Below are 11,860 nucleotides of genomic sequence, written 5' to 3'. Positions count from 1 at the left end.
CGTCGTGTAACGTTTCCAATTTCTGTCAAAAGGCCTTTTATCAATCTATAATTTTGTTGCAATATTCACTTCTCATTTTTTTGACGAAACTCGAATTTTAATAAAGGCCACTGGAACCGCTTTGAATGGCTTTGTTAACCTGAGGAGAGGTCGGTGCAGTTGGTACACCTTCTTTGAATGAAGTTGTTCCACCGATAACCTGATAAACGTCGGCCGGTCCGGTGCCGGGTTTAAAAGCCTCTACAATTACATTGCTATTTCCGGGTTCTGCCCGCATACCGGTTTTCCGGTCAATTGCAATCTGCATCATACCATCAGGAATTTTGAAGTCGACATCCGGAACGCCTTTCATGGCATTTTCCATAAACTCTCCGAAGACCGGGACTGCAAGTGAACTACCAGTGCCGCCATATCCCAAAGTTGCCGGTTGGTCATATCCGATAAAGACACCAACAACGATATTGGGTGTAAATCCCATGAACCATGCATCTTTTGAATCATTTGTCGTACCCGTTTTGCCGGCAATATGACGGTTCAGATATGAAAGTCGTGCAGCTGTACCTCGCTGAACCACACCTTCCATCATGGACGTAATCTGATAGGCTGTCATCGGATCAAGCACTTGATCGCGCTCGTCTATCAATGTCGGCTCGGGTTGGTTATCCCATGCTTTGACATTGCAACCGTCGCATTTACGCTGGTCGTGACGATAAATCGTTCTGCCATAGCGATCCTGAATTCGGTCAATCAACGACGGTGAGATGGAGCGACCACCATTTGCAATAACCGAGTAAGCGGTCACCATGCGCAAAACTGTTGTTTCGCCTGCTCCTAATGCCATAGGAAGATACGGTTGCAATTTATCATAAATTCCGAAACGTTCAGCATATTCGGACACAATCGGCATACCAAGATCGTTTGCCAAACGTACTGTCATCAAATTACGCGAATGTTCGATACCGTAACGTAAAGTCGACGGTCCGGCAAAAGTCCCGCCGTAATTTTTCGGCCGCCAGACTTCCCCGTTCGGCTGTTTGATTTCCACAGGCCCGTCAAGGACAACCGAAGCAGGCGTATAGCCATTATCAAGTGCTGCCGCATAAACAAACGGTTTGAATGAAGAACCCGGTTGTCTATAAGCTTGGGTTGCGCGATTGAATTCCGATTCGGAAAATGAAAATCCGCCAACCATAGCAAGAACGCGGCCGGTTCGTGGTTCCATGACCACCATCGCCCCTTCGATCTTCGGCGGTTGACGTAACAAATAGCTACCCTCGCTGCCGGCTTTCTTTTCGACAAAAACAACATCGCCAACTTGCAAAACGCCAGCGGGACTTGTCGCCGAAGAATGTCTGTCATTTTTACCAACCATGCGATAGGCCCATCGCATATCGCTAGCATTAATTGTTGCAACATCACGTTCCGCCGAGAGTGCACCGGAAACTTCCCGCTTCGGTTGTAAGCCGATTTTCACTTTATCCGACGCAACGTTGAGCACAACAGCCAAACGCCATTCCGGAACATCGCTAAATCCGCTAACATCACCAAGTGCAACACCCCAATCATCTGCAATATCGATGTGTTTATACGCTCCACGCCAGCCGTGATTCTGGTCGTATTTGACCAGACCGTCTTGCAAGGACCGGCGAGCCATAACTTGTAAATTCGGGTCAAGCGTGGTGCGAACCGACAAGCCGCCTTCATAAAGTGTTTTCGAGCCATAGCGATTGATAAGCTGGCGACGGACTTCCTCCGTAAAATAGTCGGCAGCAAAAATATAGGTATCATCACCACGCAAAGTTACGCCGAGGGGCTTGACTTTTGCCTGCTCGCCCTGAATTTGCGTTGCATAACCGTTTTCGACCATCCGGTCTATCACCCAATTACGCCGGTCCAGTGCACGTTGTGTGTGTTTGAACGGATCATAGTTGCTTGGTCCCTTCGGGAGAGATGCAAGGTAAGCACATTCTTCCAATGTAAGTTCATTTACGGACTTATTGAAATATGTAAGAGCAGCGGCAGCAATGCCGTAAGCGCCGCGCCCGAGGTAAATTTCGTTCAGATAAAGTTCGAGAATGCGATCCTTCGAGTAAGCCCTCTCGATACGCATCGCCAGAATTGCTTCTTTGATTTTGCGTTCCATTGTTGCATCGGAACTCAAAAGAAAGTTCTTTGCAACCTGTTGGGTAATTGTTGAAGCCCCCTCGGGACGGCGCCCCGAGCCAATATTTTTGACGTTGCTCACCAATGCACGGGCAAGGCCTTCCGGATCAAGCCCGAAATGGCTATAAAAATTTTTATCTTCAGCTGAAATAAATGCTGATTTTACGAGATCCGGAACAGATTGGATAGGCAAATAGAGACGACGATTGGTCGCAAATTCTGCCATGAGACCACCGTCGGCGGCGTGAATACGAGTCATCACCGGTGGTTCATAATCAGCGAGCACCTGATAATCCGGAAGTTCATCATCCTGCTGTTCATTTTCGGCTATTGCCGACCCCATCAGGGTTACACCAAAACCAACAGCAACGCCGGCGGCTAGAAAAAAATTAAAAAACTTCATCATAATACCCGGATATCGCTTTCTCCCGAACTCGCACAATGCGAGAGATTCCAATGGTGAGCCTCGTTGCGTGTGCACCGGAATTGCGATAGAAACAAGGCTAAATTGCAATATTTAGTATTTTAATGTCAAAGTTAAGACTGGCGATACAGTTTTTCTCATACATTTTTCAAGGCTGTGGATTACTTCCACTTCCATTCCGGTATTTTGCAAATTGCTGCACCGCATTTGAAATCGCCATCGCGGCTTTTTTACGCCATAACGGATCGGTAACAAGCCGTTCGTCCTCTTTGTTCGATAAATATCCGATTTCGATAAGCACAGAAGGAATGTCCGGTGCTTTCAAGACCTGAAAACCGGCGTAGCGATGCGGATTTTTGATGAGATTGATGTCACCTTGAAGAAGGCTGGAAATCACTCTATCGGCAAAATTAACCGAGAAAGACAGAGTTTCTCTGCGAGCAAGATCAATCAGAATGTCTGTAACTTCCGGCGATTCATCAGGAGGTAACCCATCAACAAGATCAGCCTTGTTTTCGCGATCGGCCAAAGCCTTTGCCAGATCATCCGACGCCTGATCGGAAATTGTATAGACTGTCGCACCACGCATTGCAGCCATATTGATTGTGTCGGCATGAATTGAAATAAACAGATCCGCACCATAACCGCGCGCTTTTTGCACACGTTCGTTAAGTCTTAAAAAGACATCGGAATCACGCGTCAGAAATACCTCAAGATTAACATTTTTTTCCAGTTCATCGCGCAATGAACGGGCAAATGCCAAAGTGACATTTTTCTCGAATACTCCGGAAATACTTTCCGCCCCGCTGTCAATGCCACCGTGTCCGGCATCAATCACAACACGGAAAGGTTTTTGTGCGATTGGTTTAGTGTCTGTTTTTCGCGTGTTATCTACGTTCTGATTATTTATTGTTTTTTTAAAATTCTGTTCATTGTCTTTTGTGAGGTCGATAACCAGTTGCCAAAGTCCACTATCCAATTGTTCAACGTTGTTCTTTTCGATCAAAAAAGGAACCTTGGCTGTGAGGATAATTCTTGATGAGCCTGGACCGGATGTACCATAGCGCAAATCGGAAACCATTCCGAACGTTTGCGGCTGCTGTTTTTGAGAAGAAAAATCGACACTTGGAAGATTAATGACCAGGCGATACGGTCGATCAAGAAATTGGATAGAATAAGCAGGATTTGCTGAAAATACGGCAACGAGCCTTGTACGGGTGTTGTCCCCGATCGCCCGTATATTTATGAGTTCCAAGGTACCGGCTGCTTCAACATGTGAAGCAACAAAACCCGAAATACACATAAATAGCGAAACGAGAAAAACAATCCATCTTGTATTACGTATTGCGGCAATGAACCTTATATTTTGTCTTTGTTGATTCATTGCAAAAAAATCCTCGTTTTCCAGTGATTTTAAATTCACCAACCTGCTGAGCGGTAAAATGGTTGTTTGGCAATTTTAAGATTGCATAAATGCCACATGATGGATATCCGCATAAACCGGCAAAATCGTCTTTTTCAAGCGAATAAGTCAAGTGCCCCTATAAAGTTACTTGTGTTAGACACAATATCGACTTAAAAGCGTAAATGTCTTAAATGGTCAGAAAAGAAAATGGACAAAAGTTCTTATAAACAGGTTCATTCAAAAATTTCTGTCCAAAAAGTCTACAAGCGATGCGCTTTCTACATCATTTTACACATGAGAAAAATGGAGTGGAAACGAGCTTGTAACAGTTAAGTTTCGCTGGTTCGGTCATCCGGACTATTTCAAAAACGTTTTGCCGGAGACTCGATGAATATGAGTCAAACAAAACTGACAATGGAAAATATTTCAATAGCGGCACATGCAAGCGGGAATATGCGCGCCCATTCCACTTATAGTTCGTTGGCAAAACCTATTTTCATCGGCAGACAGTATTTTTCGACTTCCGGAGGGCTTTCAAAGCTTCTTATCGGCTCTACGATACGTGTCGCCTGCAGGATTTTCTATAATGTCAAACAAAATGCTTATCGATGCCTCCCACCCGGAGGAAACGCGAGTTGTCGTTGTTCGCGGTAATCGTATTGAAGAATTCGATTTCGAATCCGAACACAAAAAGCTGTTGAAGGGGAATATTTATCTCGCCCGTGTAACCAGGGTAGAGCCGTCGCTGCAAGCAGCTTTTGTGGAATATGGCGGCAATCGTCATGGTTTTCTCGCGTTTTCCGAAATCCACCCAGATTATTATCAAATTCCTGTTGCTGACAGGCAAGCTCTGTTAGAGGAAGAAGAAAAAGCGGCTCTCGTTGACGAAGAAGAAGATCAGGAAAGCGAGAAAACTTCCAAAAACAACCGTCGAAAAAAAGTTAAATCGGCACCAGCAAATGTCGAAAATGAAACGACCGCCGAGGCGGCCGATGATGAAGATGATGTAGAGCAAGCCGTAGAAGACACTGAAGATAGTGTAGAGCTCGTCGGTGCTGAAGATGCATTGGAAGAGGTGCCAACTCGCGAACGTTCGCCTCGTCGCCAATATAAGATTCAGGAAGTCATCAAACGTCGCCAAATTCTTCTTGTTCAGGTTGTAAAAGAAGAGCGTGGCAACAAGGGCGCTGCGATGACAACCTATCTGTCTCTTGCGGGCCGATATTCCGTACTTATGCCGAATACAGCGCGTGGAGGCGGTATTTCCCGTAAAATTACCAATATTCAGGATCGCAAACGCCTCAAGGAAGTTGTCAAAGACCTTCACGTTCCAAAAGGCATGGGCGTAATTTTACGCACTGCCGGTGCAAATCGCACAAAAGCTGAAATCAAGCGTGATTATGAATATTTGATGCGTCTTTGGGAAAATGTCCGTGCGCTGACGCTTGAATCAGTGGCACCTTGTCTTGTTTATGAAGAAGGTAGCCTCATCAAGCGGTCCATCCGCGATCTCTATAACAAAGACATTAGCGAGATACTGGTTTCAGGCGAGCAAGGCTACCGTGAAGCCAAAGATTTTATGCGTATGTTAATGCCCAGTCATGCAAAAGTTGTGCAGCCATATCGTGAGCAGTTGCCAATTTTTGCGCATAACGGCATTGAAGGCCAACTTGACGCAATGCTTCAACCTGAAGTTACACTGAAATCCGGCGGATACCTCGTCATAAACCAAACCGAGGCTCTCGTTGCGATCGACGTGAACTCGGGTCGCTCGACCAAAGAACATTCCATTGAAGAGACTGCCTGCCAAACCAATCTTGAGGCAGCAGAAGAAGTGGCCAGACAATTGCGATTACGCGATCTTGCCGGTCTTGTTGTCATTGATTTCATTGATATGGAAGAAAAACGCAATAACAGACTGGTCGAGAAAAAACTCAAAGATTGTCTGAAAGACGATCGAGCACGCATACAGGTCGGACGTATTTCGCATTTTGGGCTTATGGAAATGAGCAGGCAGCGTATTCGCGCTTCCGTTCTGGAAAGCACGATGCAGCCCTGCCCGCACTGTAACGGGACGGGTTATATACGCTCCGACTCTTCGTTAGCGCTCCATGTTCTGCGTTCAATCGAGGAATATCTTTTGCGTAACCCGCATTTCAACATCATTGTGCGGACATCGGTTGCAACTGCGTTATATGTGCTCAACCACAAACGACAAGCTTTATCGGATTTGGAAAATCGTTTCGGTCTCACAATCAACATTGAGGCTGATGACGAAGTTGGCGCACAAAATCTGGCTATCTATAAAGGTACAGCCGCAGAAGGAACTCCTGCTATTATTCCTCAGTTGCCACCCGTTGAGGAGACTGAAGAAGACGACATTGCCGAAGATGAAGTTGTTGCAGAGACAGACAACGAAACGAAAGACGACAATAATAACGAGAACAATCAAAGACGCAGAAGGCGTAACCGCGGTAGATCAAACGACCGCAATGAAGAAAAGCCTCAACGTGTCCGTAATGATGATGAAGTTGTACATGGCGAGGAAGACAACAGACGTCGGCGCCGTCGCGGCCGTCGTGGCGGCCGCCGCTATCGTGATAACGATTTCGAACGCCGTAGAATTCCCTATGCTGAACCGGTAGGTGATTTTGCTGAACGCGCATTGGCCGAAGTCATTGCTGCAAGGCGCCAACGCCGTGTTCCTCATGCAGAACCGGTCGGTTTCTCAGCAACGGAAATTGCGGTTCAGGTCACGCCCGTTGCGATAAAAGAGCAGCAGGAACCAGAAACTTCTTCGGAACCGGAAGTTTCTAACGAAGAACAAAAGATAGAGCAAAAAAAGCCCGCAAAAACTCGCAAGAGACGGACGAAAAAAGCTTCTACCGAGGAAGACAAAGCAGTTTCCGAAACGAATGTGGACACAAATGTCGAAAGTACAGAAGTTGAGAAACCGGCAAAACCTGCTTCACGTGGACGCAAGCGGAAAACAAAAACGGCAGAAAAAACAATTGAAACCGGTTCGGATGATACAGAAAATGTTGTAATTTCGACAGAAATTGATATGCCGCAAGAAGCTGAAAAACCCGCTAAAAAGACTACAAGGCGCTCACGGAAAGCTAAAGTCGAAGAACAATCAAACGAAACGGCGAGTGGAAATGCAGCGGTCAAAGCGGAAAAACCGGCAAGAAAATCTACGCGTAAAACAACCCGGGTAAAAACAACAACAGCAAAAAATAACGAAACGGCTACGACAGAACCGGTCGTGACATCTTCGGATGAAAATGAAGATAAAAAACCGAAACGCGTCGGTTGGTGGCAAAGAAAAGGATTTTTTTGATACCTTGAAAACTGAAATTCTTCAAATTTAATGTCGAGCCCCAAAATGCAAAAAATATTTGCGTTTGGGGCTTTTATGTAATTATTAAAACCCGCTCGCACCGGCAATCAGCGATCTGGTCTTCATTCCTGCATTTGTAGTCTATCAATTTTCGCCAATATGCCCTTCCGCCCATCAGGCTATTTTATTAAAAGTTTTTAGCCAAATTCCGTGAATCATTATCACTGGACCTAAACGCACAGATACACTTCGTCATACTCCTTTTGCCTTTTGACGCGTTGATACGAGTATTTTGAATTCTGAGTGTAACAGCTAGCGAAATTTTCGAGATAAAAAACACTCCTAATCAAATCTGAACAAGAGTCGGCCCGACTAATCCCAGCCCTAGCGGTTATGTCATACGCCATTCGGTTTTTACAAAGGTCGAATGGTTTCCAACATGTTTCGATTTCAAAAATTGGTGCGTTTATTGAAAATAAAATTATTAATCCGGAAATATATTGGCGCACCCGAAGAGATTCGAACTCTTGACCTCTGCCTTCGGAGGGCAGCGCTCTATCCAGCTGAGCTACGGGTGCAAACCTGAATTGAATAAAATTCGATTTAATTGTGAGTTTTCTAGCCGATCACAATGAATGGTTCAATGGTGAAAAATGTTTTTTGCATTCAATAAACGGAAAAATAAAAGAAAATGAGAAAAAGAATTTTTCTTAACGGATTGATCGGGACGCCTCTGCACGTCCGATTAAGCCTTATCCATCATTCCAGCTTTTGCTTTTAAAAAACTCATGAATTTTTAAGGGCAGACGAATTGCTTACAACAAGCAATATGTCCATCAGTAGCCTACCACGCACGAGGCTCGATTAATAATCGGCCAATTTTGAAGCATGTTTGGGTTCGGAATAATGTCAACAACAAAAGAAATTGGCAGCGTCACACAATTATGATGGGGTAAATATAGAGCGGATTGACAACAGTGGAAAAAATTATAGTTCAAACGCCGTTTTTAATTGCCTCAACGTGCCGGCACTTACATCTATCCGGATTTTTTGCAGAGCTTGTTAAAATGTTCCTGCTGAATAACCAAGTGAAATCACGAAAAACAAAATTGATTGGCATTTTTGGATTTCATCTGTTGAATTGTGTAAAAAATCTGTAGTCGACCGGCTAAAAAATCTCGCCTTTCCAAGCCGCAGAAATACCTCACTATTTATGCGGGTTTTATCCAAATTGCCGATATTCCGTTCAATAATAACTTTTTAGTTGTTATGCCAGCACGTTGCCAGTTTGCCCTGATGACAAATCATAGGTAGATTCCGAAGTTACGTTTTTCGCAAGTAACAAAATAAGAGAAGACCAATTCTCCTACTCGGCTATTTTCTCAATTCGTCTTGAGCGTCCTTCAGCTCTTGTTTTGCCTTCTCCAACTTCTCTTTCTTACGGGCTATTTTATTCTGATCGCCTTTAGCTTTGGCGTCGTTAAGTTCCCCTTCCCTTTCAGAGACCTTCTTCATTTTTTCTTCTATTTTTTGTTTACGCTCGGATGCAAGTTTTTCGTCATCGCAATTTTTGATATTGTCTTGAAGTGCTTTTTCTAATCCTTTTATTTGACCATTGTTATTATATTTTCGGGCATATTCGAGCTGTGTTTCGATGCTATGTTTTTTAGCGGCACAACCTTTCAATGTCGATTCTGCATAGGCAGATGAAAAAGAAAAAAATACGATAGGTAAAATTAAACAAAGCGTCTTTTTCATGAATACACCTCCACAATAACTGGTCCGAATACCTTGCACGACCGGATGTTTCAACGGACATTAATTAAAACCTGCCATTATTCATAATCTTTGTCAGCAAAAATCTTCAATGATTGAAAAAAGCCTTGTTAAAGATTAGATATTGGATGTTTTATTTTTAACGTTGGATAATAACGTGCGAACTTCCAATTCATACACTTCGAAAAGCGGTTCCCCTGAAAAGCGGGACGACTTTGTAAATACGTCTATCGAGCGGTTTCATTTTATTGCTTCCAAGACCGAACAAGCCCGAAACTCTTTACAAGCACTGACCGACCGTTATGGGCAATCGACTGTTGATGAAGCTGATGTCATTGTTGTTCTTGGTGGCGACGGGACGATGCTTGAAGTCCTTCATAACTTCATGAATTCCGGTAAACCAATTTATGGTATGAACCGCGGTTCCGTCGGTTTTCTTATGAATGAATATCGAATTGCCAATTTGCCACAACGTATCGCCAAGGCACATAAGGAAGATATAAAGCCGCTTAGAATGATTGCAGATTCCACCTGCGAAGGCCATGTCGAAGCATTGGCAATCAATGAAGTATCGCTGTTTCGTCAATCCTATCAGGCTGCAAAAATCAAGATCAGTATTGATGACAAGGTTCGAATGGAGGAGCTCAATTGTGACGGGGTGATGGTTGCAACCCCCGCTGGGTCGACTGCTTATAACCTTTCTGCACAAGGGCCTATTTTGCCGCTTCTTGCACCGTTATTGGCACTGACGCCTGTCAGTCCGTTCCGCCCCAGACGTTGGCACGGTGCTTTATTGCCGAATTCGGTTACCGTCCGTTTTGATATGCTTGAATTGGATAAGCGTCCCGTGAATGCTGCAGCAGATAACGTTGAAGTAAAGTCTGTAAGTTCAGTCATTATTTCCTTGGCGCACGGCGTAAAAGCCTCCATTTTATTTGATTCCAACCATTCATGGGATGAACGTATATTGTCGGAACAATTCCGTTATTGAGGGCAATACAGGTGAAAACACCTATCAAAAGACGGTTTTTGTTGACTTTTTTGTCAATGCACCTTAACGCCTTTATGAGTGGTGAAAATTGGCTGACTTGTCCTGACCATAGTCATAAAAGTTGGGCGAAATAGAGAAAGAGTGATAGCGCCTTTGACCAGTTTCAGTGATTTGGGCCTTTCTGAAAAGGTTCTCAAAGCAGTAAAATCCGTTGGATATAAAGAACCGACACCAATTCAACTTGGAGCCATTCCTCACGTCTTGAAGCGTGAAGATGTGTTGGGTATTGCCCAAACCGGCACCGGAAAGACGGCGTCTTTTGTGCTCCCCATGCTGACATTACTCGAAAAAGGACGTGCAAGGGCGCGGATGCCGCGAACTCTTATCCTTGAGCCGACACGGGAACTTGCAGCGCAAGTTAAGGAGAATTTCGATCAATATGGTGTCAATCATCACCTGAGCGTGGCACTACTCATCGGCGGTGTCTCATTTGACGATCAAGACCGCAACCTTGATCGCGGCGCGGATGTTCTGATTGCCACACCCGGACGTCTTCTTGATCATTTTGAGCGTGGCAAACTATTGCTGACAGGCGTCGAAATTCTGGTTATCGATGAAGCAGACCGGATGCTTGATATGGGGTTTATTCCTGATATCGAGCATATTTGTAAGCTTATTCCGTTTACTCGCCAAACTTTGTTTTTCTCTGCAACAATGGCACCGGAAATTACAAAATTGACCGAACAGTTCTTACACAATCCGGTCAGGATTGAAATTGCCAAAGCTTCTTCGACTGCGACCACCATTACGCAAAAGCTTGTTGCTTCCGGCCGAAAGCCGTGGGAAAAGCGTGCCGTATTACGTGAAGTCATTCATAATGAGGGCGATGACTTAAAAAACGCGATCATATTTTGTAACCGGAAAAAAGATATTTCGGAACTCTTCCGTTCGCTTGAGCGGCACAATTTCAGTGTCGGTGCACTTCATGGGGATATGGATCAACGTTCCCGCATGACGATGCTTGCAAATTTCAAGGACGGAAAAATTGCTTTACTGGTTGCATCGGATGTTGCAGCCCGCGGTCTTGATATTCCAGATGTAAGTCACGTTTTTAATTATGATGTCCCCACTCATGCGGAAGATTACGTACATCGTATCGGGCGCACCGGTCGCGCGGGAAAATCTGGGAGAGCTTTTACGATTGTTACAACGGCAGATAAAAAATATGTCGATGCTATCGAGAAGATGAGCAACCAGAAAATCGATTGGTATAATGGAGATCTTTCTTCGCTTCAACGTGACACCGTAGAAGGTGATACAAAACCTCAAAGAAAGAATACAAAATCTTCATCTTCTCGATCCGGAAACAGTGACAACGAGCTTGCAGCATCTTCGGATAGCAAACAAGTTCGTAAAAACCCCGGGAACGCACTTGCCGACAAAATAAAGAACAAAGGCTCGGAAGGCCGGCGTCCTTCTACTGTTGCCGATCGTTCGTTAGAGCCTCAAAAGAAATATCCAGACAAATATGCCAAGGAACAGCCTTCACCAAAAGGCTTTGGAAATGACATCCCTGCTTTTATGCTGATTGATACGAGAGGCTAACTCACGAAGATCATCGCCGGTTCATTCATCAAGAATTCGTAGGATAACGCAGCGGTGTCGCAATAGCTAATCTCCGGTCAGACGGGTAAATTATCGAGCAATGTTCGCATTTTTTTATGAACAAAAGGCAGGCCACCATCTTGCGACCTGCCTTTT

6 protein-coding genes and 1 tRNA gene are annotated in these 11,860 nt (G+C 44.6%); 3 read left to right on the top strand and 4 right to left on the bottom strand.

Features of this window, described 5'->3' with window-relative positions; translation table 11 throughout:
- Nucleotides 1–97: 97 nt before the first annotated feature.
- On the bottom strand, nt 98–2,569 hold the full coding sequence (locus H3V14_RS08675) for a penicillin-binding protein 1A (protein ID WP_075917035.1): 2,472 nt from the start codon (nt 2,567–2,569) through the stop codon (nt 98–100).
- Between the two features lie 166 nt (nt 2,570–2,735).
- Complete coding sequence (locus H3V14_RS08670; protein WP_246785126.1) at nt 2,736–3,971, bottom strand: N-acetylmuramoyl-L-alanine amidase; 1,236 nt, start codon at nt 3,969–3,971, stop codon at nt 2,736–2,738.
- Between the two features lie 607 nt (nt 3,972–4,578).
- Between H3V14_RS08670 and H3V14_RS08665 the strand changes: the two genes are divergently transcribed.
- A complete protein-coding gene (locus H3V14_RS08665; RefSeq protein ID WP_198228012.1) occupies nt 4,579–7,332 on the top strand; it encodes a ribonuclease E/G in 2,754 nt (917 codons plus the stop codon).
- Nucleotides 7,333–7,833: 501 nt separating this feature from the next.
- On the opposite strand, the gene H3V14_RS08660 is transcribed toward H3V14_RS08665, so the two are convergent.
- Both H3V14_RS08660 and H3V14_RS08655 read right to left on the bottom strand, forming a co-directional pair.
- A tRNA-Arg gene (locus H3V14_RS08660) sits at nt 7,834–7,910 on the bottom strand.
- 796 nt (nt 7,911–8,706) lie between these two features.
- Nucleotides 8,707–9,090 (bottom strand): DUF1090 domain-containing protein, encoded by a 384-nt coding sequence (locus H3V14_RS08655; protein WP_198228010.1) that lies wholly within the window; start codon nt 9,088–9,090, stop codon nt 8,707–8,709.
- 247 nt (nt 9,091–9,337) lie between these two features.
- On the opposite strand from H3V14_RS08655, the gene H3V14_RS08650 reads away from it, so the two are divergent.
- Nucleotides 9,338–10,099 (top strand): NAD kinase, encoded by a 762-nt coding sequence (locus H3V14_RS08650; RefSeq protein WP_075870883.1) that lies wholly within the window; start codon nt 9,338–9,340, stop codon nt 10,097–10,099.
- A 141-nt stretch (nt 10,100–10,240) separates the two neighbouring features.
- Nucleotides 10,241–11,704 carry a DEAD/DEAH box helicase gene (locus H3V14_RS08645; protein WP_198228008.1) on the top strand — a complete coding sequence of 488 codons (1,464 nt, stop codon included), beginning with the start codon at nt 10,241–10,243 and terminating at the stop codon, nt 11,702–11,704.
- Nucleotides 11,705–11,860 lie beyond the last annotated feature (156 nt).

The organism is Bartonella sp. W8151 (genome assembly GCF_016100385.1).
GTDB classification, from domain to species: Bacteria; Pseudomonadota; Alphaproteobacteria; order Rhizobiales; family Rhizobiaceae; genus Bartonella; species Bartonella apis.
Note: the sequence above shows the minus strand (reverse complement) of the source record. Positions and strands in the feature narration are given on the sequence as shown.

What these genes read in the sequence shown, in the direction of transcription:
- H3V14_RS08675 (WP_075917035.1), bottom strand. Translation starts at nt 2,569, where the DNA reads ATGATGAAGTTTTTTAATTTTTTTCTAGCCGCCGGCGTTGCTGTTGGT.
- H3V14_RS08665 (WP_198228012.1), top strand. Translation starts at nt 4,579, where the DNA reads ATGTCAAACAAAATGCTTATCGATGCCTCCCACCCGGAGGAAACGCGA.
- H3V14_RS08655 (WP_198228010.1), bottom strand. Translation starts at nt 9,090, where the DNA reads ATGAAAAAGACGCTTTGTTTAATTTTACCTATCGTATTTTTTTCTTTT.
- H3V14_RS08670 (WP_246785126.1), bottom strand. Translation starts at nt 3,971, where the DNA reads ATGAATCAACAAAGACAAAATATAAGGTTCATTGCCGCAATACGTAAT.